Source organism: Bradyrhizobium sediminis (assembly GCF_018736085.1).
Taxonomy (GTDB): domain Bacteria; phylum Pseudomonadota; class Alphaproteobacteria; order Rhizobiales; family Xanthobacteraceae; genus Bradyrhizobium; species Bradyrhizobium sediminis.
This window is the reverse complement of the sequence record NZ_CP076134.1, coordinates 5,486,080-5,512,549: the sequence shown is the minus strand read 5'-3', so window position 1 is coordinate 5,512,549 and position 26,470 is coordinate 5,486,080. Positions and strand designations below refer to the sequence as shown.

Annotated in this window: 25 protein-coding genes, 1 tRNA gene and 1 pseudogene; 10 read left to right on the top strand and 17 right to left on the bottom strand. The window is 63.8% G+C overall.

Going from position 1 to position 26,470, the window contains the following annotated elements; all coding sequences use genetic code 11:
- Window positions 1-85 precede the first annotated feature (85 nt).
- The gene (locus tag KMZ29_RS26360) at window positions 86-538 is read right to left on the bottom strand and encodes a GFA family protein (protein ID WP_215621895.1); all 453 of its coding nucleotides are present in this window, start codon (window positions 536-538) and stop codon (window positions 86-88) included.
- Window positions 539-851: 313 nt separating this feature from the next.
- On the opposite strand from KMZ29_RS26360, the pseudogene KMZ29_RS26355 reads away from it, so the two are divergent.
- Window positions 852-1,028 (top strand): annotated as a pseudogene (locus tag KMZ29_RS26355) (type II toxin-antitoxin system HigB family toxin); the annotation flags it as partial.
- Window positions 1,013-1,405: a helix-turn-helix domain-containing protein gene (locus tag KMZ29_RS26350; RefSeq protein WP_215621893.1), complete on the top strand. Its 393-nt coding sequence runs from the start codon at window positions 1,013-1,015 to the stop codon at window positions 1,403-1,405. The pseudogene KMZ29_RS26355 and the gene KMZ29_RS26350, both read left to right, overlap by 16 nt.
- Before the next feature lie 264 nt (window positions 1,406-1,669).
- Here KMZ29_RS26350 and KMZ29_RS26345 read toward each other — a convergent pair.
- Window positions 1,670-1,746 (bottom strand) — tRNA-Arg (locus KMZ29_RS26345).
- Between the two features lie 425 nt (window positions 1,747-2,171).
- On the opposite strand from KMZ29_RS26345, the gene KMZ29_RS26340 reads away from it, so the two are divergent.
- The 5 genes from KMZ29_RS26340 to KMZ29_RS26320 all read left to right on the top strand — a co-directional run bounded on the left by KMZ29_RS26340 (window position 2,172) and on the right by KMZ29_RS26320 (window position 7,134).
- On the top strand, window positions 2,172-3,929 hold the full coding sequence (locus KMZ29_RS26340) for a patatin-like phospholipase family protein (RefSeq protein WP_249779796.1): 1,758 nt from the start codon (window positions 2,172-2,174) through the stop codon (window positions 3,927-3,929).
- 113 nt (window positions 3,930-4,042) lie between these two features.
- Window positions 4,043-4,270 carry a hypothetical protein gene (locus KMZ29_RS26335; RefSeq protein WP_249779795.1) on the top strand — a complete coding sequence of 76 codons (228 nt, stop codon included), beginning with the start codon at window positions 4,043-4,045 and terminating at the stop codon, window positions 4,268-4,270.
- A gap of 127 nt (window positions 4,271-4,397) precedes the next feature.
- The gene (locus KMZ29_RS26330) at window positions 4,398-5,486 is read left to right on the top strand and encodes a YeeE/YedE family protein (protein ID WP_215621891.1); all 1,089 of its coding nucleotides are present in this window, start codon (window positions 4,398-4,400) and stop codon (window positions 5,484-5,486) included.
- A 129-nt stretch (window positions 5,487-5,615) separates the two neighbouring features.
- Entirely contained in the window at window positions 5,616-6,695 is a 1,080-nt protein-coding gene (locus KMZ29_RS26325; RefSeq protein ID WP_215621890.1) for an LLM class flavin-dependent oxidoreductase, read from the top strand.
- 154 nt (window positions 6,696-6,849) lie between these two features.
- Window positions 6,850-7,134: a hypothetical protein gene (locus tag KMZ29_RS26320; RefSeq protein WP_215621889.1), complete on the top strand. Its 285-nt coding sequence runs from the start codon at window positions 6,850-6,852 to the stop codon at window positions 7,132-7,134.
- Between the two features lie 41 nt (window positions 7,135-7,175).
- Here KMZ29_RS26320 and KMZ29_RS26315 read toward each other — a convergent pair whose 3' ends face one another.
- Window positions 7,176-7,580, bottom strand: a complete 405-nt coding sequence (locus KMZ29_RS26315) for a YccF domain-containing protein (protein ID WP_215621888.1) — start codon at window positions 7,578-7,580, stop codon at window positions 7,176-7,178.
- A gap of 83 nt (window positions 7,581-7,663) precedes the next feature.
- Window positions 7,664-8,149: a RidA family protein gene (locus KMZ29_RS26310; protein WP_215621887.1), complete on the bottom strand. Its 486-nt coding sequence runs from the start codon at window positions 8,147-8,149 to the stop codon at window positions 7,664-7,666.
- Between the two features lie 171 nt (window positions 8,150-8,320).
- Between KMZ29_RS26310 and KMZ29_RS26305 the strand changes: the two genes are divergently transcribed.
- Entirely contained in the window at window positions 8,321-8,686 is a 366-nt protein-coding gene (locus KMZ29_RS26305) for a hypothetical protein (protein WP_215621886.1), read from the top strand.
- A gap of 38 nt (window positions 8,687-8,724) precedes the next feature.
- Here KMZ29_RS26305 and KMZ29_RS26300 read toward each other — a convergent pair whose 3' ends face one another.
- The 4 genes from KMZ29_RS26300 to KMZ29_RS26285 form a co-directional block, all read right to left on the bottom strand.
- Complete coding sequence (locus tag KMZ29_RS26300) at window positions 8,725-10,089, bottom strand: sensor histidine kinase (protein WP_215621885.1); 1,365 nt, start codon at window positions 10,087-10,089, stop codon at window positions 8,725-8,727.
- Entirely contained in the window at window positions 10,086-10,751 is a 666-nt protein-coding gene (locus tag KMZ29_RS26295) for a response regulator transcription factor (RefSeq protein WP_215604094.1), read from the bottom strand. The genes KMZ29_RS26300 and KMZ29_RS26295 overlap by 4 nt, the downstream gene beginning before the upstream one ends.
- Window positions 10,751-11,032, bottom strand: coding sequence for a PepSY domain-containing protein (locus KMZ29_RS26290; RefSeq protein WP_369810055.1), 282 nt, complete (start codon window positions 11,030-11,032; stop codon window positions 10,751-10,753). The genes KMZ29_RS26295 and KMZ29_RS26290 overlap by 1 nt, the downstream gene beginning before the upstream one ends.
- A gap of 98 nt (window positions 11,033-11,130) precedes the next feature.
- Complete coding sequence (locus KMZ29_RS26285; RefSeq protein ID WP_215621884.1) at window positions 11,131-11,478, bottom strand: hypothetical protein; 348 nt, start codon at window positions 11,476-11,478, stop codon at window positions 11,131-11,133.
- A gap of 124 nt (window positions 11,479-11,602) precedes the next feature.
- Between KMZ29_RS26285 and KMZ29_RS26280 the strand changes: the two genes are divergently transcribed.
- Window positions 11,603-11,875 carry a PepSY domain-containing protein gene (locus KMZ29_RS26280; protein ID WP_215621883.1) on the top strand — a complete coding sequence of 91 codons (273 nt, stop codon included), beginning with the start codon at window positions 11,603-11,605 and terminating at the stop codon, window positions 11,873-11,875.
- A gap of 11 nt (window positions 11,876-11,886) precedes the next feature.
- Window positions 11,887-12,450: a cytochrome b/b6 domain-containing protein gene (locus KMZ29_RS26275; RefSeq protein WP_215621882.1), complete on the top strand. Its 564-nt coding sequence runs from the start codon at window positions 11,887-11,889 to the stop codon at window positions 12,448-12,450.
- A gap of 70 nt (window positions 12,451-12,520) precedes the next feature.
- Here the strand turns inward: KMZ29_RS26275 and KMZ29_RS26270 are convergent, their stop codons facing one another.
- From KMZ29_RS26270 to KMZ29_RS26230, 9 genes are all read right to left on the bottom strand, one after another.
- Window positions 12,521-15,625 carry a bifunctional diguanylate cyclase/phosphodiesterase gene (locus KMZ29_RS26270; RefSeq protein WP_215621881.1) on the bottom strand — a complete coding sequence of 1,035 codons (3,105 nt, stop codon included), beginning with the start codon at window positions 15,623-15,625 and terminating at the stop codon, window positions 12,521-12,523.
- Between the two features lie 115 nt (window positions 15,626-15,740).
- The gene (locus KMZ29_RS26265) at window positions 15,741-16,811 is read right to left on the bottom strand and encodes a branched-chain amino acid ABC transporter permease (RefSeq protein ID WP_215621880.1); all 1,071 of its coding nucleotides are present in this window, start codon (window positions 16,809-16,811) and stop codon (window positions 15,741-15,743) included.
- The gene (locus tag KMZ29_RS26260) at window positions 16,808-17,818 is read right to left on the bottom strand and encodes a branched-chain amino acid ABC transporter permease (RefSeq protein ID WP_215621879.1); all 1,011 of its coding nucleotides are present in this window, start codon (window positions 17,816-17,818) and stop codon (window positions 16,808-16,810) included. The genes KMZ29_RS26265 and KMZ29_RS26260 overlap by 4 nt, the downstream gene beginning before the upstream one ends.
- Entirely contained in the window at window positions 17,815-18,537 is a 723-nt protein-coding gene (locus KMZ29_RS26255; RefSeq protein WP_215621878.1) for an ABC transporter ATP-binding protein, read from the bottom strand. Before KMZ29_RS26255 ends, KMZ29_RS26260 begins: the two co-directional genes overlap by 4 nt.
- A complete protein-coding gene (locus tag KMZ29_RS26250) occupies window positions 18,534-19,298 on the bottom strand; it encodes an ABC transporter ATP-binding protein (protein ID WP_215621877.1) in 765 nt (254 codons plus the stop codon). The genes KMZ29_RS26255 and KMZ29_RS26250 overlap by 4 nt, the downstream gene beginning before the upstream one ends.
- Window positions 19,299-19,394: 96 nt before the next feature.
- Window positions 19,395-20,579: a substrate-binding domain-containing protein gene (locus tag KMZ29_RS26245; RefSeq protein ID WP_215621876.1), complete on the bottom strand. Its 1,185-nt coding sequence runs from the start codon at window positions 20,577-20,579 to the stop codon at window positions 19,395-19,397.
- 113 nt (window positions 20,580-20,692) lie between these two features.
- The gene (locus tag KMZ29_RS26240; RefSeq protein ID WP_249779794.1) at window positions 20,693-22,747 is read right to left on the bottom strand and encodes an acyl CoA:acetate/3-ketoacid CoA transferase; all 2,055 of its coding nucleotides are present in this window, start codon (window positions 22,745-22,747) and stop codon (window positions 20,693-20,695) included.
- A gap of 194 nt (window positions 22,748-22,941) precedes the next feature.
- Window positions 22,942-24,387, bottom strand: a complete 1,446-nt coding sequence (locus tag KMZ29_RS26235) for a sigma-54 interaction domain-containing protein (RefSeq protein ID WP_215621874.1) — start codon at window positions 24,385-24,387, stop codon at window positions 22,942-22,944.
- A 275-nt stretch (window positions 24,388-24,662) separates the two neighbouring features.
- A complete protein-coding gene (locus KMZ29_RS26230; RefSeq protein ID WP_249779793.1) occupies window positions 24,663-26,345 on the bottom strand; it encodes a putative bifunctional diguanylate cyclase/phosphodiesterase in 1,683 nt (560 codons plus the stop codon).
- Window positions 26,346-26,470 lie beyond the last annotated feature (125 nt).

Below are 26,470 nucleotides of genomic sequence, written 5' to 3'. Positions count from 1 at the left end.
CGGGACCTTGTGGACTTCTCCATGTAACGCGCCTTTCCAGCAATCATCGTAGAACCGTCAAAGCCTTTGCCGGTAGCACGTCGAGCTACTCTCTAGCCTTCCACGCGTCGAGCCAAGGTGTGTAGTCGGTTGGCTGCTCGGAGTAGCTCAGAATATCTTGTTGAATGGCCCACGGTTGAGCGCTGCTGGTCCACATCTGCACGACGGGCCGAATTTGGCTGGTTTCATCCAACGTCCCAGCGCGCAAATTGAGCGTCTCCGAAACATTTCGTTGGGTGTAGAGGCGTGAGTAGCATGCACCGCATGAAACCGAATAGTTTTTTTGTCCAGTATGCAGAACTCGTTCACTCCGCACAGGCTCGCCTTCATCGAGGCGAAAGCCGTCTGCCGGCATTACAAGCGACATGCTAAATGGGCTGCCGGTTCTCTTCTGACATTGATGGCAATGACAGATATAGACAGTTAAAGGCTCCTTGATGATGCTGTATCGCAGCTTGCCGCAACTGCATCCGCCGACGGCTGGCGCGAGAAGAACCATGGACACTCCTCAAGTACATAAAAGATCGCCATGATATATAGCCTCACCGTCGAGTCAAAAGGGCATGGCTCTACGGCTTCCCGACTATGTAGGTCTTCGATCCCTCCGAACTCTGGCGTGCGGAAATCAAGAATTCGCAACGTGCAGAGTTGCTTCTTGGACCCATGGCGGTCAAAGACGTAGACATAGATGACCAAATGATGACTGCCTGAAATTAGAACGCCGAGGTGACCCCCATGGTTTTATGGATAGCGAGTGTGGTTGGATTGGCGATCACCTATCCCTTTGGTTCTACGCCCACGGGCTATCTGGTGGTGACTCCGTCGACTTCGTAGGCGACAATCGGGTCATCTTTGATCTGGGCGGCAACAAATACCGACTGGTCGTCCACGTGGCGTCTTCCTTCGGCCGCTTGCTCGTGAAGTTCATCGGTACTCACGCCGAGTACGACCGCATCGATCCGGAGATCGTGTCATGGCGAAAAAGATGATCCGTCCACTTCACTCCGAAGCGGACTACGACGTCGCGCTGAACGAGATTGAGCGGTACTTCGAGAACGAACCGAAGCCCGGGGCACCGGAGGCCGATCGTTTTGATCTTCTCGCACTGATCATCGAGGACTACGAGCGCAAGCGCTGGCCAATCGAACCGCCCGATACGATCGACGCGATCCGTTACCGAATTACGGTGACAGTGCACCAAACTATTGTGAATTCCGGCTCGACGACGAGCCGCCGCCCGCCTGCGCTCGCCTTTCGCCTGGCGGCCGCCTTCGACTTCCATCGGCAGCTCGTCCTCGACGGTACCCACGCGGAATATGATCGCATCGATGTCTTGAAGCTGTCGCAATGCAGCGTCCGATCATAGGTGGGGGTGTATCGCCTAACGTCACACCAAGCAGTCGCCGTTGCGCGCCCGCTGTCGCGTTAACTGATTTTGCGAGGATGAAGTAGTGCTGCTGATTTGGCCGACGTGTCAAGTATCGGCTCAAAGCGTCGGCTCCGGCGGCCGCCTGCTACTTTGCATGGGGTTGTTTTCGATATTTTTGGATGGCGCCGCAGCGACCCGGCGTGACCGTGAGACATCCTGCCTGATGGCGCGTGGGCCGGCGTAGTCTTCGCTGCAACAAAATGGCGCACCCGACACGATTCGAACGTGTGACCTTTGCCTTCGGAGGGCAACGCTCTATCCAGCTGAGCTACGGGTGCGTTGCGGTCCATTTAGCCGATTGGCCGGGCAGGGGCAACGGCCCTGCAGAGGATGGCCGGGCAAAGCCGGCAAAAGGCGGAAGTCGCGCCTTCAAATCGGGCCGGGTGCGCCGCAAAAGCGCGTGCCGGGCGCAAGCGGGGCCTTGACCGCCGTTTCTCCCGAATAATTGGCTTTGATGGGGCCTTATTGGTCGTTCGGGATTATCCAATTCCGCCCCCTCCGTCCGCATCGCCGCGGCTAGCTGGCGCAGCGAATCCCAAATGGCTCGCCGCCGGAGCGGGGCGGTTATACATTGTCCGTCAAATAAAGGCGGGTGTCGCCGATGGACGGGCCAAGCTCGACATTTGCATGGGGAAACGTATCCGAGGATTTCGCACTGTTCAGAACGCTCAGTTCCGAACAGCGGCGCAAGGCTATCCGCGCCATGGTCCGCCAGGATCTGGTGCGCGGGCAGATGCTGGTGGCGCAAGGGGCGCCCTCGGACGCCCTGTTCGTGGTGCTGCACGGCGCGCTAGCGGTGCGCAAGATCGGCGACGCCGCGCCGATTGCCGAGCTGCGCGCCGGCGAATTGGTCGGCGAGATCGGCTTCTTCGCCAATATCCCGCGCACCGCCAATGTAGTTGCGATCCGCGACACCAGCGTTCTGGTGCTGACCCGCGCGGCCTATCAGGAACTTGCCGAAGAAGCACCGGCCATCGTTGAAGCGCTGCTGGCGGCGCTGGCGCTGCGGTTCGCCAGGGAGACGGCGCGGCTTATCCCGGTTCGCGCGTCGCCGAAGGCGCGAACGGTGGCGTTCATTCAGGGCGGATACGCGCCTGCTCCGGACGCGTTCGATCGCCGGATGCGCGACCAACTGGCCGCGACCGATGCCGAGATCGTCGATCCCAACCGCCTTGCCGCCATGTTTCCCGGACGGGCTCTGGATGCGCCTGAGGTCACCGGCTGGCTCAACAAGATCGAACAGACCGCGCCACTGGTGGTCTATCTCGGCGGTCGCGAAGACTCGGCCTGGACGCGCAAGGCGATCCGCCAAGCCGACATGGTCGTATTCGTATGCCATGGCAAGGCGCCCGCCGCCGGCGTGCTGACGGATGTCGAGGCCTTCGCCTGCGAAGTTCATCCCGAAGCGGCGCGCCGCCTCGTTCGCGTCCATGACCGGCGCAGCGGCGAGGTCAGCGGCACCGCGGCCTGGCTCGCCCGCCTGCCCAGCTTCATGCATCACCATGTCGCGATCGCGGATCAGGTCGATATCGACAGCCTGGTCCGGTTCCTGTCCGGCCGCGCGGTCGGCTTCGTCGCCGCCGGCGGCGGCAGCTTCGGATCGGCTCATGTCGGCATCTACAAGGCGTTCCGCGAGCGCGGCGTCGTGTTTGATATCTTTGTCGGCACCAGCGTCGGTTCGGCGATGGCGGCCGGTTTCGCCAAGAACCACGAGGCCGAGCATCTCGAGCGCGGCACGCACGAGATCTTCGTCAGGAGCCGCAGCTTCCGGCGGCCGACTTGGCCGCGTTATGCCCTGCTGGACCACAAGGCCTTCGATCGCGCGCTCGCCGACCAATACGGCGCCGACTGCCGGATCGAGGACTGCTGGCGGCCTTTCGCGGCGGTCGCGACCAATCTTTCCACCCACAACCTCGAACTGATCCGGTCGGGGTTGCTGTGGCAGGCGGTGCGTGCCTCGAGCGCGATCCCCGGGCTATTGCCGCCGTTCTACACGGCGGAGGGCGCGATGCTGGTCGATGGCTGCCTGATCGACAATGTGCCGCTCGCACAGATGCATCAATTGAAGAGCGGTCCCAATCTGGTGGTGCATTTCGGCGACCCCGCGGCCGAGATGTTCGACGTCGAATATGCCGCGCTGCCCGGGCGGTTCGAGCTGGTCATGGCGATGCTGACGCCGTTCCGCAAGAAGCTGCTGCCGGCGGCGCCGAGCGCGGTCAACGTGTTGTGGCGAAGTCTGGTGGCGCATCAGCGTTACGATATGCTGCCGGCCGCGCCGCTCGATCATGTGATGCGGCCGCCGCTTTCGCCCGAGATCGGCGTGACGGAATTCGAACGCCATACCGAGATTTTCGACGCGGCCTATCTCTGGGCCCGGGAAGCCATCGCCGCGCTGGAGGCGGAGGGCAATGCGGCCATCGCCGCCATCCTCGCCACCGCCAGACCGGCAACCAAACGCTGAAATTCACACAGTGCTCTATCCAACAGGTCGGCCGCGTCGGCGCCGATTGCCACGCTCTCGGCCATGTCCTCGTATAAAACCAGCGCGACCTGGAACCCGGCGACGACGATCCCATGACCTCTTCCAACATCGAACCACTGGCCCGCGAAATGACCGAGCGGATCTGCCGGCGGAGCGCCATGCCGGAGGCCGATATTCCGCGCTGGGTCGATCTGCACTGGCCCTGCGCAGCCGCGATGCTGGAGGCCGGCGTAATGGATGAAACAGGCGAATGGGTCGAGGACAAGGACGTCCGGCTGGGGCTGGAGGCTTATCGCGAGCGGTTGCTGAGATCGAAGTGAGGGGACCGGCCCGCGTCGGGGATACCCCCGACGAAGCGGTTGATTGCGCCAAATCAAGGACCGGCAGCGATCTCCTGACAATCTAGTCAGCGCCATGGTCCGTCAGCCGACGAAAGGCCCGAACGGCTTGTATCTGGAATCATTCATCGATCTTGCCGGCGATGCGGTGGTTCTTGCCGCAGGGGGGCTGCTGATCGGAATGCTGTTCGGCGCTTTCGCGCAGTCGAGCAAATTCTGCCTGCGATCCGCCGTGATCGAATTCTCGCACGGGCTGTTTGGCTCGAAGTTCTCGATCTGGCTATTGACGTTCTCTGCCGCCGTTGCCGGCACCAATGCGCTCATCGCCTCGGGGCTGCTCGACGTTTCCAGCGCCCGCCAGCTTGCCGCGCGAGGCAGCCTCTCCGGCAGCCTGATCGGCGGCGTGCTGTTCGGCTCCGGCATGATCCTGGCGCGCGGCTGCGCGAGCCGCCTATTGGTTCTGTCGGCGACCGGAAATCTGCGCGCGCTCATTTCCGGGCTGGTCCTTACCATCGTCGGCCAGGCCTCGCTGCGAGGGTTCCTCTCGCCTGTCCGGGAAGCGCTGTCCGAATTGTGGACCGTGCAGGGCGGCCCTTCGCGCAGCCTGCTTGCAATCGTCGACGCTGGCGCAGTGTTGGGCCTGTTTCTGGGCATGCTTGGGCTCGGCGGCGCGCTATGGCTGGCGCGGCGCGCCCGCGTCGGCGCCCTTGCCGGCGCCAGCGCCGTGGGCGTCGGCCTTGCCGTTGCGGCGGGCTGGCTGTTGACGTTTCGCGTCTCACAAGCCTCATTCAATCTGGTTCAGGTCAAGAGCATCAGTTTTATCGGGCCATCGGCCGACACGCTGATGGGACTGATCAATTCACCGTCCTTGCAGCTGGGGTTCGACGTCGGCCTGGTTCCCGGCGTGTTCGCCGGCTCGCTGTTTGCCGCGCTGTTGGCGGGCGAATGGAAGATGCAGGGATTTCAGGACGGACCGAGTATGAGCCGCTACCTGTTCGGCGCGGCGCTGATGGGCTTCGGCGGCATGCTGGCCGGCGGATGCGCCGTCGGCGCCGGCGTCACCGGCGGAGCGATCTTTGCCCTGACATCCTGGGTGGCCCTTGCCGCCATGTGGGCCGGCGCATTGCTGACGAACTATCTGGTCGACGAACGATCTGTCCGTTCGACCAATCCTCGCGAGATCGTCAGCGCCTCCTGATGGATTTGAGGCTGATTGGCCGGCCTGGGGCCGTCGGGGGTATACCCCGATTGTCCCGCCCGACGCAGCCTGTACACTGCCCTTGAGGAAATCGCGCAGGCCAAAGCCGCGCATCAAGGAGAGAAGTTCATGCGTCCGCTCGAATTCGGCTGGTACCTGCCCACACATGGCGACACCACGGCCTATGGCGTGCCCGAGGCCCAGGTGCCGGGATCGCCTGACTTGTGCGACCGCGTGGTGCAGGCCGCGGAGAAGGCGGGCTTCGAATATTTGCTGATCCCGGTCGGCTCGGTGTGCTGGGAGGCCTGGATCACCGGCGCGTTCATGGCGGCGCGTTCGTCGAAGATCAAGCCGCTGATCGCGGCACGGCCCGGCTACATCAATCCGGTGCTGCTGGCCAAGATGATCTCGACCTTCGACCAGATGTCGGGCGGGCGCATCTGCATCAACCTGATCGCGGGCCAGAACGAAAGCGAGGTCGAAGGCGAGGGCGTGCGCTACGCCAAGGAAGAGCGTTACGCGCTGATGGAGGAGGAGGTTTCGATCCTGAAGGCGCTGTGGACCACACGCGGTCCGGTGCATTTCGAAGGCAAATTCCACACGCTGTCCGGCGCGCATATCCGGCCGCGGCCGCTGCAGCAGCCGTTCCCGAAATTCTATCTCGGAGGCGGCTCGCGGCAGGCGTGGGAAATGTCGGCGAAGCATTCCGACGTGCATTTGTTCTGGGGCGACCTGCCGGATCGGATCGCCGATAACATCGCCGAGATCAGGCGGATGGCCCGCACCCATGGCCGCGACCAGACAATCGGATTTGGCATGCGGCTGCAGGTAATCTGCCGCGAAGATGAAGCCGATGCCTGGGAAGCCGCCGATGTGCTGGTGCGCGACGCGACCGAACGGCAGAAGCAGGAGATGAAAACGCTCTACAACAAGTCGGAAGCCAACCGGCGCGTGCAGGAGCTCGCCCGCGAGCATGGCGACCTCCTGATGCCGCATCTATGGACCGGCATCACCAAGGTGCGGCCCGGCGCCGGGATTGCGGTGGTCGGCAATCCCGTTCAATGCGCCGCGACGCTGCAGCAATTCATCGACGCCGGCTGTCATTCGTTCTGCCTGTCCGGCTATCTGCACGACGAAGAGGCCGAGCGCTTCGGACGGCTGATCCGCCCGATCCTCGCCGAAAACAACCGTGGCCGGCTGGCGGCATAGGGAGCCAAGTCTTCAAGGCCGGTCGAGTTCGTCGACCGGAAGGATCAGGCGGCGAAGGTCTTGCAGGTTCCCCTTGACAAATGTTGCCGCAGGGCGGGCCGCAGGGTTGATCGATGTCAAAGCGGGAACAACAAGGGTTGGGCATTCATATTCCATGCCGTTTTACAGATTCCAGGTCTGCGATCCGATCAACCCCATTGATGGCCATGGCCACGATGGGACGGCTTTGGCCGACGATATCGATGCCCTGCTATTTGCCGCGGGTGTCGTTCAAAGGCTGGTCCAGGAGCATCCGGAGGTTCCCAGGAGCTGGGCGATCAGGATCACCGAGGACGCGCGCCAGGTGGGGGTTCTCCCGTTCGAGGCCGGCCTCAAGGTTCTGCTGAGGCCGAACTGGGTCCGCGACCAGCCGACTGAATCGCACGAAGCCTGGCGCTGAGGCGCTAGTCACGTCCCGGGCACGCCCCTCGGGATGACGTCCTATGCCGGAACGATCACCTTGCCGATCGGCCACAGCGCGATGCCGGCGAGTTTGACGTGTGCCCAGGCGAAGGGGATGCCGATGATGGTTACCGCAAGGATGACCGCGGTGACGATGTGCCCGAGCGCCAGCCACCAGCCTGCCAGCAACAGCCAGATCAGGTTGCCGATCACGCCGAGCGGTCCGGTGCCGATGTCGGGCTGGCCGGTGACTTCGTCGCGACGCACCGCCTTGGAGCCGAACGGCAGCAGGGTATAGACGGCGATATTGAACGCGGCCCTTGCCCAGGGCAGGCCGATGATGGTGATGGCCATGACGACGGCGGCAATCATCCAGCCCGCGGCCATCCACGCGCCGCCGAGCAGGATCCAGAAGATGTTCAGGAGGAGGGAAACAGGCTGCATGCGGATTCCTCGATGTGAGCGCGTCGCGGGGAATGGTACTGCAACCCTATGACGATAGGCCCGACAATCAAGTCGATTTGCGGCTAATCCGCGATCTGGACCTCGCCCTCGATTTCCACCGGCATCCCGAACGGCAGTTCGGCCATGCCGACCGCGCTGCGGGCGTGGGCGCCGGCCTCGGGTCCCCAGAGTTCGAGGATGAGGTCGGAGAAGCCGTTGATGACGGCGGGTTGCTGGACGAAGCCGGGCGCCGAATTGACCATGCCGAAAATGCGCACCCAATGCGTAACGCGGTCGAGATCGCCGAGCGCGCGCTTGAGATAGCCCAGCATCGACAGCGCCGTGAGCCTTGCGGCCGCATAGCCCTGCTCGATGGTCAGCTCGCGGCCGACCTTGCCGAGCGGCTGCGCCAGCGGTCCCTCGGGGCTCTGCGGCCCGTGCCCGGCAAGAACGGCGCGGTTGCCGATTCTGCGCACATTGACGAAAGGCAGGACAATGCCGGGCGGCGGCGCGAAGGCCGGCGGCAGCACCAGGCCGAGAGCGTTGAGACGGGATTCGATGTTGGCCATGGCTGCACTCATTTTCGTGGAGGGATCTGTCGGGCGGACGGCCGAGCGCGGAAGAATAGGAATCTGGCGTCGCGCAATTGCCTGATCCTAGCGCAAAACTGTCCTGATGCGGGCGTACCTCGTCTGTGGCAAAATGCCAGCAGATGATGCCCTTTTGCGATGGAGGCGCCGATGTCCACGCGTATGCTGATCGTGCTGGCCGCGATGGGCGTGCTGCTGCAAACCGGCGTCGGCCGCGCCGACGCCATCGACGGCGACTGGTGCAGCACCGACGGGCTGCGGATGTCGATCCGCGCCGAGAGGATCACCACGCCGGGCGGCAAGCAAATCGACGGCAACTACAGCCGCCATGCTTTCGACTATGTCGTCCCGGCAGGAGAAAACGGCTCGGGCGAAGTCGTGAGCATCATCCTGCGCAGCGAGTATCTCGCGCTGTCGCGCCAGGGGGTTGCCGATGCGCCGATGCGGGAATGGCATCGCTGCAAGGAAACCATCAGCCGGGCGCCTTCCGGAAACGTTCTGGGTGCGCCGGCTTGAATCGCTGGCGTCCGTGAATGCCGTCCAATGAATGCGGGCTAGCCGGCAAGCTCGGTCGAAGCATTCGGCTGGAGTGTGGCGCGCAGTCCGCCGAGTTCCGACGTATCCAGCTGCAACGTCCAGCCATAGGCTTCGACGACGTCCTGGACGATGGCAAGACCAAGCCCGGCGCCGCCGCGTTCGTCGAGCCGTTCGCCGCGGGCGAGGACGGTTGGCCGGACCGCTTCGGGAATGCCGGCGCCGTCGTCCTCAACGGTGATGTTGCGGCCGTCCGCTGCGGCGGCGATCCGGACCCGGTTGCGGGCATGGCGCGTTGCGTTCTCGAGCAGATTGCCCAGCACCTCGGCGAGATCGGCGCGCTCGAACGGCACCGTCACTTCATCCGTCATCGCGATCTCGCAGGCGATCCGGGCGCCGTCCGGCGTCCGCGCCAGCGTCGCTACCAGTGAGCGAACCAGCGGCGCCAGCGTTGTCGATGCATCCGGCCGGGAACGCCCGGCGCCGTGCAGCCGGGCCCGTGCAAGTTCCCGGTCGACATGACGGCGCATGGTCCCGATCACCTCATCGATGCCGTCGGCAACAACCGACTGTCCCGCCTCGCGCAGACGGCCGGCATCGGCGGCGAGAGCGGCAAGCGGCGTCTTCAGGCCGTGGGCAAGATCGGCGGCGCGGTGACGGGAGCGCTCGACTTCCTCGGCGCGCGCAGCCAGCAGTGCATTGACCTCGTCGACCAGCGGCCGGACTTCGTCAGGCACGGCGGCTGCGAGCCGCCGGTCGCGGCCGGCGCGGATATTGGCCACGCCGCGCCTGAGGACGTCGAGCGGCCGCAGCCCCAGCCCGACCTGTACAGCGGTTGCCGCCGCCAGCGCAATCCCGAGCAGGCCGAGCGCCGTCGCGAGGTCGGTGGCGAACGCGGTGGTCGCCGCCGCGACATGCGCGGCGTCGATCGCGACCGCGACCGTGACCGGCGCATCGCGCCCGTTGATGTTGAGCCGGACCCGGCGTTCGGCAAGCAGAACCCGGCCGTTGCCGGGGCCGGTCGCTTCGTGGCGATGCACTTCGCCGGCGGCGGGCTCGTCCTTCGGCAGCAGCAAAGATGAATCCCACAGCGAGCGCGAGCGCAGCGTCTGGCCGCGGTCGTCGGCGATCTGCCAATACAGGCCCGACAGCGGTTCGGAAAACCGCGGATCGACGGGGCCATTGTTGACAACCATGCGCCCGTCGGCGTCGACGTCGAGGCCGGCCAACAGCTTCTTGAGATGGACATCGAGATCCTGGGAGACGGTGCGGCCGACATGGCGCTCGAACAATAGCGTCAGACCGAGACCGGCCAGCGCCAGCGCAAGCACGATCGCGGCGATGCCGCCGGCGACGAGGCGCAGCCGCAGCGAATTCCGGCTCATCCGGCCGGCTCCGGAATCAGGTAGCCGAAGCCGCGCCTGGTCTCGATGAGATCGATGCCGAGCTTGCGGCGCAGGCGGCCGACCAGAACCTCGATGGCGTTGGAATCGTGGGCGTCGTCGGTACCATGGATGTTTTCGCTGAGCTCGAGCTGCGACACGACGCGACCGCGCTGGTGGATCAGATAGGCCATCACGCGATATTCCAGCGCCGACAGGTTGATCGGGACGCCGCGCACGCTGACCTTCATCTGGCGCTCGTCGAGGGTGAGATCGCCGATCGTCACCACGGAGGAGGCCCGTCCGGCCGAGCGGCGCAGGACGGAGCGCAGTCGTGCCAGCAATTCCTCCATCTGAAACGGCTTTGGCAGATAGTCGTCGGCGCCGGCATCGATGCCGTCGACGCGCTCGCTCCAGCTGCCGCGCGCCGTGAGAATCAGAACAGGCGTGGTACGGCCGCTTGCGCGCCAGCGCTTGAGTACGGCCAGTCCGTCCATGCCGGGCAATCCCAGGTCCAGAATGATCGCGGCATAGTCCTCGGTGTCGCCGCGGAACCAGGCTTCCTCGCCCTTGCTTTCGCGATCGACCACATAGCCAGCCGCCACCAGCGCGCGCTCGACCTCGGCGGCGATCCTGCGGTCATCCTCGACGAGCAGCACGCGCATCATTTCTCCCGGGTGCGGCCAATCGCGCCGGTCGCCGCATCGACGTAAACTTCAAGAAGGCGTCCTTGTGCGCCGACGATCCGCAATTCGTACATCAGCCGTCCACCCTTGCGTTCGATCTTCACGCCGGCGACCTCGCCGGGAAGCTTGTCGCGCACCATCTGCAGGATTTCGGCAAGCGGCTTGATCTCGCCGCGTTCGACGGCCTGCCGCGCCACGTCATGGTCGCGGTGGTCGTCGGCCCGCGCACCGGCCGCGAACACCGCAAGCGCTGACAGCAAGCCAAAAGCCAATCCTTTCGAACGCAAGCCCATCACTGCACTCAATTCCTTTCGACGTCACCCCTGACATGGACCGCCTGACAGTTCGCTGACATCGGTCAACAGGCGGTTGTCAGCGGTGCCGGCCGATAGTGCATCCCGTCGCTGGCCGGATAGGCGGTCGGGACGCAAGCCCAGGAGATATCACCATGCGCAAGACCATCTTGCTCGGTACCCTCATCACCCTGTTCGGCGCCGGAGCGCTGGCCCAGGCCAAAGATGTCACCGCCACGGAGATCGGAAGCACCACCGAGGCGACCCGGCCTGCCGTGCGTGGCGAAGAATACGCACATGAGCGCCACCATGAATCCCGCAGGGAACACCACGACGCCCGTCGCGGCCACCGCGAACATCACGATGAAGCCCACGAACGCCACGATGAGCGACGGGACCACGGTCGGCGCCACTAACCATCGTTATCCAATACCGATGGGACGCTGACCGGTCGATGACATGGATCAAAGGCACCCATCGGGATCGATCCCTTTTCCAGCGCTGCCAGCAGGCAGGCGCCCACCACGGAGACTTCCCATGACCAAGATCGCAATGCTCGCTACCGCTGCCCTGCTTGCCACGGCGACGTTCGCCAACGCCGGCAGCCTCGGGCGGCCCTGCACGTCGGCGCCGCAGAGCCAGTGGCTCTCCCTCGATGCCCTCCAGGCCAAGATCGAGGCGCAGGGCTACAAGGTTCAAAAGGCAAAGCTGAAGGCCGCCTGCGGCGAGCTTTATACCATCGACAAGAACGGCAGCCGCGTCGAACTGTTTGTCGATCCGACTTCCGCCGCCATCGTCGGCCAGCTGTAACGGCCCCCGCCATGGCATTCACGCATGACGCGATCGAAGCCGGCGGCACAGTGCCGCCGGCAACGGTCAAGGTGTGGGACCCGTTCGTGCGGCTGTTCCACTGGACGCTGTTGACGCTGTTCGTCGTCGCCTTCGTCACCGGCGACGAGATCGAGGGCGTGCATATCGCCGCCGGCTACGGCATCGCCACTCTGCTGGCGCTCCGCCTGGCCTGGGGCGTCGTCGGTCCGCACCACGCGCGGTTTTCGAGTTTCGTGCGGTCGCCGCGCGATGTGCTGGCCTACCTGCGGGATGTCGCGAACCTCAGGGCGCCGCGCTATCTCGGCCACAATCCCGCCGGCGGTGCGATGATCGTAGCGCTGCTCGCGGCACTGATCGGCACCGCTGTGACCGGTTACATGATGACGACGGACGCCTATTGGGGGGCCAAATGGGTCGAGAAGCTTCACGAGGCGCTCGCCCACGGCACGCTGGTGCTGGCCAGCCTGCATGTCCTGGGTGTTGCGGCTTCGAGCCTGCTGCACCGTGAGAATCTCGTGAAGGCGATGTGGACCGGCCGCAAACGGTCGTCGTGAAGGAAAAATTCCGGCGGCGCCGCAACGGCGCCGCCCGGGACTTCGCCGGGCAACTGCGGAATCTTCGTAGCTAGGCCACGGCCGCCTTCATCGCCGGTTGCGTGCCGAACAGTTGCCGCACTTGCGGGCCGGGTTTCGCGGCGCTGAACAGGTAGCCCTGCATCTCAGTGCAGCCCAGCGCGCGAAGCAGTTCCTTCTGCTCTGATGTTTCGACGCCTTCCGCCGTCGTCGTCATGTCGCGGGAGGCTGCGATGTTCACCACCGCCTGCACGATCGCCGACGAGCCGTCGATCTCCGTGATGTCGCTGACGAAGCAGCGGTCGATCTTGATCTTGTCGAAGGGGAAGCGCTTCAGATAGCTCAGCGAGGAATAGCCGGTGCCGAAATCGTCCAGCGCGATCCGGACACCGATGGCGCGGAGCTGATGCAGGATGGCGAGCGCGGTCTCGTCGTCGCGGATCAGTACTGCCTCGGTGATCTCGAGCTCCAGCCGGCTCGCCTTCAGGCCGGAGGCCGCCAATGCGCTTGTGATCTTCAGCGCCAGCGTCGGGCACTTCAGTTGAACCGGCGAGACGTTGACGGCAATTCGGACGTGATCCGGCCAGGTCGCCGCTTCGGCGCAGGCGGTGCGTAAGACCCATTCGCCGAGCTCGACGATCAGGCCGGTGTCTTCCGCGACCGGTACGAACTCGGCGGGAGAAATCATGCCGCGTTCCGGATGGCGCCAGCGCAGCAAAGCTTCGCAGCCGGTCACCTCGTTATGGCGAAGATCGACGAGGGGCTGATAGTGAATTTCGAAGCCGCCATCCACGAGCGCCTGACGCAGGTCCTGCTCCATGGCAAGCCGCGCCTTCGCGCTGGCATCCATGGCCGGCTCGAAGAAGCGATAGGTCCGGCGTCCCCCGGCCTTGGCGCCATACATTGCCAGATCGGCATTCTTGATCAGCTGATCCAGATCGGTGCCGTCCTGCGGCGCCATTGCAATGCCGATGCTGGCGTCGGTCGAAAGTTGGTGGCCGAGGCATTGATAGGGCTGCCGGATGGTCTCGTGAATGCGCGTTACGAACTCCACGACCTCGCGGGTGTTCCGGACGCCAGTCTGAATGACCGCGAATTCGTCGCCGCCAAGCCGTGCGATGAGATCGGTTTCCCTGATGCAGCTCCGGAGGCGGTTAGCCACGGCCTTCAGCAGTTCATCGCCGACGTGATGTCCGAGCGAATCGTTGATGCCCTTGAATTCGTCGACGTCGATATAGAGCAGTGCGAACTGCTCGCCGCGGCCGGTTCGCTGCAGTTCACGTTCGATCTGTTCGCGGAACAGCACCCGGTTCGGCAGGTCAGTCAGCGCGTCGTAGTGCGCGAGGTGGGCGATCCTTTCGTCGGCGCGCCGCCGGTCGGTCACGTCGTCGACGACATTGACGAGGTATCGGGTCTCGCCGGCCTGATCGCGGATTCCAATGCGCGTTGAAGTCACGAAGCGGGGGCCCAGCGTCGAGCTTTCCCACGGGGTCGCGTCGAGGAACCAGCCGTCAGCTGATCGCAGGGCCTCCTCGTCGCGTGCCGTGACCGCATCGGCGACGGCCTCTGCAAATATGTCCGGTGCCGTTTTGCCGAGGATGGCGTCGCTCGAGAGGCCGAAATGGGTCTCGGCCACCCGGTTGACCAGGAGATAACGGCGATCGCGCACGTCCTTGACGGTGATCTGTGACGGTATGTTGTCGATGATCTGACGCAGGAACGCATGATTGCGGTCGCGTTCCTGTTCGAGGTTCCGGCGCTCCGTTATGTCTTCTATGGTCGCGACCCAGCCACCCTGCGTCAGCGGCTTGTTGACGATCAGATACGAACGGCCTCCGGTTTCCATGGTCATGTGCGTGATTTTGCCCTGCGCAACATTGCGCATGATGTTTGAGCAAAACTCCTCGACATTCCCGTCGAAGGATCCCGTCGCCTGGCGGTGCCGGATCAGGTCGTGGAAGTGGCAGCCGGGCTTCACGACGTCGGTCGATAGTTCGTACATGTCGATGTAGCGCCGGTTGCAGAGGATGATGCGCGCCGATGCGTCATACAGCACGAGGCCCTGCGTCATGTTGTTCAGGGCGGTGTCGAGCTGCTGCTTCTGCAATTCCAGCCGCTGCTGCGAATCCCGGCCTTGCCGGGCCATCTGCCTGACGATCAGGAATAGAATGACCGCGATCACCAGCGCCGACAGCACGGCGGCGGCGACGATCAGCCTGGTTTGCTCGCGCCAGTCGGCCAGCGCGGCGGCGACGGTCGTGGTCGCGACGACCACGACCGGCAAATGATTCAGGGCGGCCGCCGAACCGAGCCGTGGCAGCCCGTCGACGGGGCTCTGCATCCGGAGGGTCTGCCGGCCGCCCTCGGTCAGAACCTTGTTGAGCAGCGGCGCCCCCTTGAATTTTTGCCCGATCATGTCGGCGATATGAGGATAGCGCGCCAGCATCGTCCCGTCGCGATGGAACATGGAGATGGCGGCGCCCTTGCCAAGCGCGACGGATGCGAAGAATTTCTCGAAATTATCGGGGTCTATCCGTCTCGCCATCACGCCGAGAAAAACCCCGTTCGGCCCGGTGAGTCTGTGGGCGACGACAGTGGTCCAACTGCCGGTGAAAATGCGAACCGGCTCGGCCAGGGCAATTTTTGAGCCCGGATCCGATTTGAGGGTCTTGAAATAGGCCCGCTCGGCAATGCTGATGGCCGGCAGCGGCCAGACTCCCGATGAGTTGATCAGTGTCCCCCTGGCATCGAAGAGTTTGATTTCGCCGATAGGGGACAGCGTTCCGACTTTGGATCGCAACATCAGGTGCGCTTCGGGCGTCGACATCTGCCTCTCGAAAATTTCGGGCGAAGCGATCTCGGAAAATTGCAGTTGGGCGATCAGGTTGTTCGCGATGACATCGGCGTCTTCGAATTGCTGCTCGAAGTGCTGGGACAGCAGCAGCACGGTATTTTCGAGTTCGCGCTCGGTGTTGCTGAGGGTGCGCTCGCGGAATTCGCCGACCATCATCACCGTGCCGACGATGATTGCCGCGACCAGCAGGCCGCCGCACAGGATCAGCGAAAGGATCGGCCCACGCCGTATCGACGCGGCAAGAGCCGGCGACCCGATCGCCGCGGTAAACCCGTTCCACACGCTGGAAGCCAATTTGCGCATTCGCCAACCCCAGGGGGTATGGATACAACGCACAAATGGCATACCGGTTAGGAAAACCGGTTACTCAGGTCTTAATGGCGCGTCCGGGCCGTAGAAATACGGGCTACAACAGCCCTCAAGATGGTTTGCGCGAAGGATTTCGTAACCGTCCCACCACGCCGGTGGGGAAGAAATAGACGCTGGCGATAAACAACAGGCCGAGCCACAGCAGCCAGCGATCCGGATGCAGCAATCCCGGCAACAATGGCAGTCCGGCCTCGGCCGCTGCGTTGGAGGCCGCGCCCATCAGCGCCTGCAGATAGTTCTGCGCCAGAATGAAGATCGTCGCGCCGATGATGGCGCCGTACATGGTTCCCATGCCACCGATCACCACCATCAGCAGAATGTCCAGCATGATGGAAAAGCTGAGCGACGTGTCCGGCCCGGCGTAGCGCAGCCACAGCGCGTTCAGCATACCGGCGCTGGCGGCGACGAGGGCGGCAAGACAATTGGCATAGGTCAGATGAAACACGGTGCGGAAGCCCAGGGCTTCGGCGCGGAAGCGGTTTTCGCGGATCGCCTGCAGTACGCGGCCGAACGGCGAATTCACCACCCGCAGCAGCGCCAGGATCATCGCGGCGCACGCCACGAAGATCAGATAATAGGTCAGTACGCGGCCGTTGATGGCGAATCCGAACCAGTCCTTCGGAATGATGACCGTGCCCGGCCGCAACAATTCGGGCAGCTGAAAACTGCGACCGTCCTCGCCGCCGGTGAGCCACGACAGTTGCGAGGCCAGCACCAGGAACGCGGAGGCCACCGCCAGCGTGATCATGGCAAAGAAGATCGCCTCGACCCGCAACGAAAACAGCCCGATCCCGAGCGCCAGCAGCATCGCCAGCGGCAGGCCGGTCACAACGCCGGCAGCCACTGCCGTCCAGTTCGGTCCCATCGAATAGAGCGCGATCGCGATCGAATAACTCCCGATGCCGTAAAACATCGTGTGCGCGAACGATACCGAGCCGGTGTAGCCGAGCAAGAGGTCGTAGGATGCCACCAATGCTGCGAAGATGCAGATCTTGGTGGCGACGTTCATCGCCTTGGCGCCGGGAAAGACGAAGGGTGCCACCGCCAGCGCCGCGATGATGACGACGAGCAGGATGCCGAGAAGCCGGCTGCGCGGCGGATCGCCTGAAAGAATCATCATCTGGAGGTCACCGCATATAGCCCGCGCGGGCGCCACATCAGGATCGCGACCATCAGCAGGATGTTGGAGACCAGCGCCAGTTTCGGCACCAGAAATCCGCCGTAGTTCGCGACCATCGCCACCAGCAGCGCGCCGATGAAGCAGCCGCCGATCGAGCCGAGGCCGCCGATGATCACCACGATGAACACCAGCACCGTGAGATCGTCGCCCATCGAGGCGTGCACCTGCTCGCGATACAGCGCCCACATCACGCCGCCGAGGCCGGCGAGGCCGGAGCCGACCATGAACACGCCGAGGAACAGCCGCCTGATGCGATAGCCGAGCGCTTCCACCATCTCGCGGTTTTCGACGCCGGCGCGGATCAAGAGGCCGATCTTGGTGCGGTTCAGCACCAGCTGGATCGCGGCGAATACGACCAGCCCGAGCAGCATCGCCAGCAGGCGGTATTTCGCGATCGCGACGTCGCCGATGATGAAGGAACCGCGCAACGAGGCCGGCAGCGGCAGCGGAATGATCTGCGGCCCCCACAGCGCATACAGCGCCTGCTCGGCGACGATCAATCCGCCGGTCGTCATCAGGATCTGCTTGAGGTGCTGGCCGTAGACCGGCAGGATCAGCACGCGCTCGACCACGAGCCCGAGCGCGCCGGAGACCGCCATCGACAGCAGGGCGGCCGGCGCCAGTACCGCCAGGTTGGTCAACAGCGAGTCGGCCTGCACGTAGGGCGCCAGCGGCAGCAGCACCAGCGTCGCGACATAGGCGCCGACCGCGATGAAGGCGCCGTGGCCGAAATTGAGCACGTCCATCAGGCCGAACACCAGCGTCAGCCCGGACGCCATGATGAAGATCATCATGCCCATGGCGAGGCTGGCCACCGTCAGCGTTACCCAGGAACTTCCCGAGCCGATCAACGGCAGCATGGCGAGGGCGAGAATCGCCGGCAACAGCGCCGGCAGGATATCCCGCTTCGGCTTGGGCAATGCTTCCGGTGCGGCGAGGTCGGTCACTGATGCGCCTCCAGGCTGAGTCCGAGCAGCCGCTCCTGCAGCGCCACGTCGCTGGCCAGCGCCGACATTTCACCGCGATGAACGATCTGGCCGTTGTCCATCACCAGAACGGAATCGCCGACCTCGCGCGCGGCATGGAAATTCTGCTCGACCATGAGGATGGTGGCGCCGCGGCGCTTGATTTCGGCAAAGCACTCGATCAGCGCCACCACGATGGCCGGCGCCAGGCCCTTGGTCGGCTCGTCGATCAGCAGCAGCTTGCGCGGCTCGACGATGGCGCGGGCGATCGAAAGCATCTGCTTCTGCCCGCCGGACAGCGCCCCGGCGCGCGACAGCCAGAAACGGCGCAGCGCGGGGAAGAATCCGAAAATCCATTCCAGCCTGGCATCGTCGAGCGGCCCGTCGCGTGCGGCCAGGATCAGGTTTTCCTTCACCGTCAGGTCCGAGAACACCGCCATGCTCTCCGGGACGTAACCGACGCCGAGCTGCGCGATATCGGGCGTCGCGCTCGCCTCGATGCGCTGCCCGTCGAGCGTGATCTGGCCGGCGGAAGCCTGCCACAAGCCCATGATGGTTCGCAGCGTCGAGGTCTTGCCGGCGCCGTTGCGGCCGAGCAGCATCGTGGTCTTGCCCTCGGTCACGCTGAAGTCGACGCCGTGCAGGATGTGATAACGCCCGACATGGGTATGCACGCCGGCGAGGGTGAGAAGGTCGGTCATGCCGCGCTCTTTCCGGGCGCGATGCCGAGATAGGCCTCCTGCACGATCGGCGAGGCGATCACCTCGGCCGGCTTGCCGTCGGCGACCAGCTGGCCGTTATGCAGCACGATGATGCGGTCGGCCAGCGAGCGCACCACGTCCATCTTGTGCTCGACCAGCAGGATGATCTTGCTCGAATCCTGCTTCAGCTTCGCAATCAGATTGAGCACGACCGGCACCTCGTCGATGCTCATGCCGGCGGTGGGTTCGTCGAACATGAAGACCTTCGGCTTGAGCGCCATCATCAGCGCGACTTCGAGCTTGCGCTGATCGCCGTGGGACAGCGCGGTCGCCGCCACATTGCGTCGGCCGCCGAGCGCGACCTCGTCGAGAATGGCGTCGGCGCGGGCGATCAGGTCGCGGCGGGTCATCCACGGCCGCAGCATGTCGTAATGCACGCCGTGCGCGGATTGCACCGCGAGGCGGACATTTTCTTCCACGCTCAGATTGGGAAACAGATTGGTCAGCTGGAACGCGCGGCCGAGGCCGGCGCGGGTGCGCAAGGGTGCGGTAAGTTGCGTGATATCGGCGCCGTCGAACAGGATGCTGCCGTCGGTGGGGCGCAATTGTCCGGAGATCAGATTGAAATAGGTAGTCTTGCCGGCCCCGTTGGGGCCGACAATGGCGGTCAGTTCGCCCGGCCGGAACGTGCAACTGACGCGGTTGACCGCGACGTGGCCGCCGAAGCGAATGGTCAGGTCGCGGGTTTCGAGGGAGGTCATCGAAAACTCGTGGGTAGACACGTGATGCAGGGGTCTTGATGCAGTAGTCTTGGCCTCTCCCCCACATGCGGGGAGAGGCCAATCGCGGAACGATGGTTACCGCTTGTTGCGGATCGGAACGTTCATGTCCCCGATCTTGAGTTCGCGCACCGGCTCCAGCACGGCCCAGGCGACGTTCGGATCGACCTTGACCTTGAAGTGATACATGCTCTGCAGCGCCTGATGGTCCTCCTTGCGGAACATCATCTTGCCCTTGGGCGTGTCGAACTCCATGCCTTCCATCGCCGCGATCAGCTTTTCGGTGTCGGTGGATTTCGCCTTGGTCACGGCGGTGACCGCGGCCATCGCCGCGGCAAATCCGCCCGCGGTGAAGAAATCCGGCGGTGCGTTGAAGCGCTTCTGGTGTTCGGCGACGAGCCAGTCGTTCACCGGATTCTTCGGAATGTCGTAATAGTAGTAGGTCGCGCCTTCCATGCCGGGCATGATCTTATAGCCTGCGAGCGCCGGCAGGATGTTGCCGCCGGTCGAGAGCTCGATGCCGTAGCGCTTCGGATCCATGTCCTGGAGCTTCGCCGGCGGATTGCCGGCGCCGGCCCAGATTATCCATATGATCTTGCGGCCCGGCTTGTCCTTCAGCGCGTCGAACAGGCGCTGGCCCACCGCGGTGAAATCGGTCGTGGTGGTCGGTGCATATTCCTCGGCGACGAGCGTCGCACCGGTCTTTGCCAGCGCCTCCTTGAAGGCGGCGACGCCGTCACGGCCGAAGGCATAGTCCTGCGCCAGCGTGGCGATGCTGACGCCGGGCTTGCCGATCGCCACCGCGTTGGAGATCGCGTCCTGCGAGGAATTGCGCCCGGTGCGGAAGATATAGCGATTCCACTTCTCGCCGGTAATTTGATCCGCGACCGCGGGCTCGACGATCAGGATCTTCTTGTTTTCCTCGGCCACCGGCAGGTCGGCCAGCGCCGCCGCTGACGACGTCGTGCCGATCGCGATATCGACCTTGTCGTCCTGATAGGCTTCCGCGAGCGCCGCCTTGGAGAGATCCGGCTTGCTCTGGTCATCCTTGGTGATGACGACGATCTTGCGGCCGTCGACCGTCATGGTGCCCTTGGTGGCATACTCCAGTCCCATGCGCAGGCCGGTTTCGGTCTGCTTGGCGTAGGCTTCCAGCGGCCCGGTCTTTCCGTAGATCAGGCCGATCTTGAGATCGTCCGCCTGGGCGGCGGCGCTTCCGATCAGGCCGAGTGTGGCGGTTGCGAGAATGAGTGGTAAGCGCACGGCAGTTCCTCCTGTTGCAGAATTGACGTTATCACAGCGATTCGCACAGCGGGAGGAACATTGCAATTCGATGTTCCGGCTGCGCGCGGTTTCGAAAAAATATCATTGAGCGTTCATGCGGTTCTTCCAAGCGTCACACGCCGGTCGGGATCGGGGCGCGAGTCGGCGATGCCGGCGACATTCCGCCAATCCGACTGCGCTTCCTCCGCGCTTTCGAAAATATGCGCGGCGACGCCGCGTTTCTCCAGCGCTTCGCCGAGCTTGATGCGCAGGAAGCCCGAGGTGGTATAGCGGGAGACGCCCGAGTAGAAGCGGTCGGCGAGGCTGCGCACCATGGCCGAATATTCGTCGAGCAGCTCGGGCACGATCGAGAAGTTGTCGTAGTTGACGATCGCGTAGACCCGCCGGCCGAGCCCGCCGAGCTTCATTTCCACGGCTCCGGCGATCGCATCGATATCGGCGCGGCTGCGCAGTGCGAAGCGCTCCAGATTGACGAAGAACAAGTTCTGCTGCTCATCGAGCGTGAAGCGCTGATCGAGCGGAATCGCAAGCATGTCCTTGCGCAGATCCATCGGCCCCTCGCGGAAGATTCGCGGGTCCATGGCAACGGGATCGCGGGGTATCGCCGGCTTGAAATCCATCAGCGCCAGGATATCGCGTCCGATATCGATGCCGGGCGCGACTTCGACGAGTTCGAGCCCGTCGGGCGTCAGTGTGAAGACGCAGCGTTCGGTGACGTAGAGCACGCTCTGCCCGCGCTTGGTCGCATAAGCCCCACTGAACGTCACTTGCTCGACGGCTTCGACGAACTTGCGCGCTTTCGCCTCCTCCAGGATGGCGAGCTTGCCGTCGGACAAGGCAATGCGCAGGCGGCCGGCGCCGAAGGTGCCGACGAATATCACCTTCTTGGCGTTCTGGCTGATATTGATGAAGCCGCCGGCGCCGGCAAGCTTGGGGCCGAATTTGCTGACGTTGAGGTTGCCGGCGCGATCGACCTGGGCGAGGCCGAGAAATGCCGCGTCGAGGCCGCCGCCGTCGTAAAAGTCAAACTGATAAGGCTGATCGATCACCGCCTGGGTGTTGATCGCCGCGCCGAAATCGATCCCGCTCGCGGGGATGCCGCCGATCACCCCGGGTTCCGCGGTCATGGTGATGAGGTCGATGATCCCCTCTTCGTTGGCGACCGCCGCGATGCCGTCGGGCATGCCGATGCCGAGATTGACGACGCTGTTGGGCTTCAGTTCGAAGGCGGCGCGGCGCGCGATGATCTTGCGTTCGCTCATCGGCATCGGCGGCAGCGAGCCGGCGCGTACCCGGATCTCGCTGCTGAACGCGGGATTGTACTGCGTGCCGAAGGTCTGCCAGTGATTTTCCGGCTTCGCCACCACGACGCAGTCGACCAGGATGCCGGGGATTTTGACCTGGCGCGGATTGAGGCTGCCGCTTTCGGCCACCCGTTCGACCTGCGCGATCACGATGCCGCCGGAATTATGCGCCGCCATGGCGATTGCCAGCGCCTCCAGCGTCAGTGCTTCCTTTTCCATGGTGAGGTTGCCGTCGGGATCGCCCGTGGTGGCGCGGATGATGCCGACGTCGATCGGAAAGGTCTTGTAAAACAAACATTCCTGGCCGCCGAGGGTGACCAGCTCGACCATGTCTTCGGTGGTGCGGGCGTTGAGCTTGCCGCCGCCGTTGCGCGGGTCGACGAAAGTGCCCATGCCGACGCGCGAGATATGGCCGGGGCGGCGTGCCGCGATGTCGCGAAACATGTGGGTAATGACGCCCTGCGGCAGATTGTAGGCCTCGATCTGATTGGATATCGCGAGCGCCTGCAATTTCGGCGCAAGGCCCCAGTGGCCGCCGATCACACGCTTGACCAGCCCCTCATGCGCGAAATGATTGAGGCCACGATCCTTGCCGTCGCCTTGTCCCGCGGCATAGATCAGCGTCAGATTGTGCGGCTTGCCCTGGGTGTAGGGGGCGTCGCCTTCGCTGGCGAGATAGAGCTGCTCCAGCGCCAGCGCGATTTCCTCGGCGAACCCGATGCCGACGAAGCCGCCGGTGGCGACGGTGTCGCCGTCGCGGATCAGCCGCACGGCTTCGGCTGCGGTAACGATCTTGCCCTTCTCCGAGTTGCGCAGATAGGGCAGGGCTGGATGCTGGCTCAACGACGTTCCCTCCCTGCTAAGATCGCGCGCATTTGGCATGCGTCGTCGAAGAAACAGAGCAAGGTCCGCGCCAGATGCATTGCGATATATCAAAACGACTGAAAAACCGGCAGTTCAGGCGGCTGCCGGCGATGTCGAGCCGGAAGCAGCCGGCGTCAACTGTCTGAGACTTGAGACGCTTCGAGTCTCAAAAATCAGACGGGTGGCGAACCTGATGGCGTGAGCCCGAGCTTGGCGAGCTTCTTGTAAAACGTTGCGCGGGAGATGCGGAGCATCTTGGCCGCTTCGGAAATCTGCCCATTGGTCGCCTGAAGTGCATGCTCGAGTGTCTGTTTCTCGAACCTCGCTTCGGCCTGCGAATACGGGACGACGCCTGCCTCCGGCCTTGTTGCCGCCATGGCCTTGACTTCGGCCCCGAAGGGCAAAATGCGCGCGAAATCATTGCCGGTCAGACGGCCTGAATCGCTGAGGATCAGGGCGCGCTCCAGGATGTTGCGCAGCTCTCTGACGTTGCCGGGCCAATCGTAACGGGCAAGCGCGGCGAGACCCGAGGGCGTGATCCGTGCGCTGAGATAGTTGCCGGAGAGGATGATGTCGTCGAGCAGCCGGGCGCAAATCTCGGGAAGATCGCCGATGCAGTCGCGCAACGGCGGCAACGCGATCGAAAGCACGTTGAGCCGATAGTACAGATCGGCCCGGAACGCACCTTCGTTCACGCGCTTCTGCAGATCGATGTTGGTGGCGGCGATAACGCGGATATCGACTTTCGAGACCTTTTCCGATCCGAGCGGCTCGATTTCGCGCTCCTGCAACACGCGCAGCAGCTTGACCTGCAACTGCAGCGGCATTTCGCCGATTTCATCGAGAAACAAGGTCCCTCCGTCGGCGATCCGGAACTTGCCATCGCGGCCCTTGCGATCGGCGCCGGTGTAGGCGCCCGGCGCTGCGCCGAAGAATTCGGACTCGATCAGCGTATCGGGAATGGCGGCGACATTGACGCTGACGAAAGGCTTGTCGGCGCGCGCGGACGCGTTGTGGATGGCCTGGGCCAGCAGTTCCTTGCCGGTGCCGGTTTCGCCGGTCAGCAGCACCGTCACGCTTTGCCGCGCTGCCCGGCCGGCGAGTTCCTTGGCCCGCGCAATCCCTTCGGTCCCGCCGACGTAGTCGCCGATGGTAAACCGCGCGGTGCGCGGCTGCGACAATTGTCGTTTCGCCACGCGCAAGTCGCTTTCGAGCTGAGCCATCCGCGCAATCAGCGGCTTGAGGCCGTCGAGGCGATCGTAAAGCACAAAGCCGATCGCGCCGATCACATTCTTGTTCTCATCCTCGATCGGCATCCGCGTGACGACGAGCTGCTCGCCGCCGAGCTCCATGATGTCCAGCAGGATCGGCTCGCCGGTCTCCGCTACCCGGCGCATCAGGCTGTTGGGGATGACTTCCTCGATCGGGCGGCCGATGGCTTCCGACGCGTGATCGAGGCCGAGCGAGGCAAGATATTTTTCGTTGACGTAGACGACGCGCCCCGCGCGATCGATCGCAATGGCGCCTTCACAAAGACTCTCGAGCCGCTCAAACAGCGTTTCCATGGCGCGCACACGAATGACTTCGGGGTCGCTGACGATGGAGTGGCGATCGGACATGGCGCGAGAAAAGTCCTCGATGGATGCCGGATGGAGATAGCGACGATTGGCCGGGCGATCTGTGCCGCGTCTGATTTATCTCATTATTGGAACTGAACTGCGAGGTTCATTTGCTTGATATATCTAGCAAATGACCTGCGATTTCGCATAGCGGAATCTGGATCCCGAAGCCGCCTCGCCGGATGCAAATACGAAGACGTTCCCGGGCGCCGGCACTCGTTCATTTCGCTGATCGGCCGGCGGCAATGACGCCGACCACGATTCCGCGATCGCCATCAACGCCGATAGCGCTCGCCGCGCGCATAGACCGGGCGGTTTTCCTGCGGCGGACGGCTCGCCGGGCTGGCGCGCGCTGCGCTGGCGAGCGGAATCGCCGGCTTGAGTTCCTCCAGAAAGATCGGCCTGGAAAAGTAATAGCCCTGGGCATAGCGGATCTTGGTGGCGGCCTGCAGATAGGCGAGTTCCTCGAAGGTTTCGATGCCCTCGGCTATAACGGTCATGCCCAGCGCCTCGCTCAGCGACTCGATCGCCCGCAAGATGCCCTGGCTGCGCGGGCGCTTGTGGATGTCGGTGATGAAGGAGCGGTCGATCTTGATCTCGTCGGCGGTGATGTCGGCCAGCGCCGACAGCGACGAATAGCCGATGCCGAAGTCGTCGATCGATATCCGGACCCCGATCTTCCGGAAGATCGGCAGGATCTGATCCTGGAAATGGGTTTTGGTGACGAAGGCGTCTTCCGTGACCTCGATCATGAAACGTTCGGGATATCCCGTCGCCTCGATGGCGGTCGCAAACGGTCGCATGAATTCCGGATTGCCGGCCTGCTTGGCCGCGACATTGATGCTGATGGTGGCGCCGGGGCCGAAGGTCTCGTTGATGAGATCGATCGATTTGACGATCTCGGCCAGCACCAGGTGCGTGAGCTCGTCGATCAATCCGAGTTCCACGGCAAGATTGATGAAGGTGTCGGGAGCCTGAATGACGCCCGTATCGTCGCGCAGGCGCACCAGCGCCTCGATGCCCTTGATATCCTGGGTGCGGATGTCGACCTTGGCCTGGAAGGCGCAGCAAAAGCGTTTCTCCAGGATCGCCAGCCGCAGCGATTGCTCGACTTTCATGCGCGCCTGCGCCTCGCGCTCCATGCTGGCGTCGAAGAAGGCGGCGGAGCCCTTGCCCTCGTTCTTGACGCGATACATCGCGATGTCGGCGTTCTGGCGCAGCAAATCGTAACTGCGGCCGTGCTCGGGATAGAGGCTGACCCCGATCGAGGTCGATGCGAAAATTTCCGAGCCGTCGATGAAAAACGGCGCCCTCAGGCGCTCCAGCAGGAAGCGAATGTACTCCGACACTTCGTGCTCGCTCTGGATCGGATCGAGCAGCAGCAGGAATTCATCGCCGCTGATCCGCGACAGCATGTCGGATTCGCGCAAGTCCAGCCCAAGCCGCCTGGCGATCTCGACCAGAAGCGCATCGCCGATCGCGTGGCCGTAATAGTCGTTGATATGCTTGAAATTATCGATGTCGAGGAACGCCAGCGCGAAGCGGCCGTGCGGCTCGTCGCGCTTCAAGAGCGCGTTGACGCGATGCTCGATCACGCGCCGCGTCGGCAGATCGGTCAGTTCGTCATAATAGGCCGACCGGAACAAGTGATCCTCGACGGCCTTCTGCTCGCTGATGTCGGCGGAGCTCGACAGCAGCAGGTTGCGGTCGGCGATGCGAACCGGTCGATGGGTGGTGAGATAGACCTGCTTGGCATGGCCGTTGTCGACGCATTCTTCCGCAATCGCGGGGCGGCCGGTGCGCAGCACTTCGATGCCGGTCTTGCGACGGTGGTCCAGTTCCCTCGAAGCCGGCGCCGCCGGTTCGACGCCAGCCATCCTGAGTTGGGCCGCGGCGGCGTCATTCACCAGCAGGAAGTGGCCTTGCTCGTCCTGAACCGTCACGCCGGTCGGGAGCATTCGGAAGACATCCCTCAGAATGCTCAGCTCGGCATCTGCAGCAAGTTCGTTACCGCGTTCGGACAGGGCTCTCTGCAGGTTGTGTTGGGTGCGGCTTGGCATGCGGCCGACTGTGGCGGAGTCCC

Bases quoted from the DNA above. Each gene is read 5' to 3' on its own strand.
- KMZ29_RS26360 (WP_215621895.1), bottom strand. From the start codon at position 538: ATGGTTCTTCTCGCGCCAGCCGTCGGCGGATGCAGTTGCGGCAAGCTG.
- KMZ29_RS26350 (WP_215621893.1), top strand. From the start codon at position 1,013: ATGGCGAAAAAGATGATCCGTCCACTTCACTCCGAAGCGGACTACGAC.
- KMZ29_RS26340 (WP_249779796.1), top strand. From the start codon at position 2,172: ATGGTCCGCCAGGATCTGGTGCGCGGGCAGATGCTGGTGGCGCAAGGG.
- KMZ29_RS26335 (WP_249779795.1), top strand. From the start codon at position 4,043: ATGACCTCTTCCAACATCGAACCACTGGCCCGCGAAATGACCGAGCGG.
- KMZ29_RS26325 (WP_215621890.1), top strand. From the start codon at position 5,616: ATGCGTCCGCTCGAATTCGGCTGGTACCTGCCCACACATGGCGACACC.
- KMZ29_RS26320 (WP_215621889.1), top strand. From the start codon at position 6,850: ATGCCGTTTTACAGATTCCAGGTCTGCGATCCGATCAACCCCATTGAT.
- KMZ29_RS26315 (WP_215621888.1), bottom strand. From the start codon at position 7,580: ATGCAGCCTGTTTCCCTCCTCCTGAACATCTTCTGGATCCTGCTCGGC.
- KMZ29_RS26310 (WP_215621887.1), bottom strand. From the start codon at position 8,149: ATGGCCAACATCGAATCCCGTCTCAACGCTCTCGGCCTGGTGCTGCCG.
- KMZ29_RS26305 (WP_215621886.1), top strand. From the start codon at position 8,321: ATGTCCACGCGTATGCTGATCGTGCTGGCCGCGATGGGCGTGCTGCTG.
- KMZ29_RS26300 (WP_215621885.1), bottom strand. From the start codon at position 10,089: ATGAGCCGGAATTCGCTGCGGCTGCGCCTCGTCGCCGGCGGCATCGCC.
- KMZ29_RS26295 (WP_215604094.1), bottom strand. From the start codon at position 10,751: ATGCGCGTGCTGCTCGTCGAGGATGACCGCAGGATCGCCGCCGAGGTC.
- KMZ29_RS26280 (WP_215621883.1), top strand. From the start codon at position 11,603: ATGACCAAGATCGCAATGCTCGCTACCGCTGCCCTGCTTGCCACGGCG.
- KMZ29_RS26275 (WP_215621882.1), top strand. From the start codon at position 11,887: ATGGCATTCACGCATGACGCGATCGAAGCCGGCGGCACAGTGCCGCCG.
- KMZ29_RS26270 (WP_215621881.1), bottom strand. From the start codon at position 15,625: ATGCGCAAATTGGCTTCCAGCGTGTGGAACGGGTTTACCGCGGCGATC.
- KMZ29_RS26265 (WP_215621880.1), bottom strand. From the start codon at position 16,811: ATGATGATTCTTTCAGGCGATCCGCCGCGCAGCCGGCTTCTCGGCATC.
- KMZ29_RS26255 (WP_215621878.1), bottom strand. From the start codon at position 18,537: ATGACCGACCTTCTCACCCTCGCCGGCGTGCATACCCATGTCGGGCGT.
- KMZ29_RS26250 (WP_215621877.1), bottom strand. From the start codon at position 19,298: ATGACCTCCCTCGAAACCCGCGACCTGACCATTCGCTTCGGCGGCCAC.
- KMZ29_RS26235 (WP_215621874.1), bottom strand. From the start codon at position 24,387: ATGTCCGATCGCCACTCCATCGTCAGCGACCCCGAAGTCATTCGTGTG.
- KMZ29_RS26230 (WP_249779793.1), bottom strand. From the start codon at position 26,345: ATGCTCCCGACCGGCGTGACGGTTCAGGACGAGCAAGGCCACTTCCTG.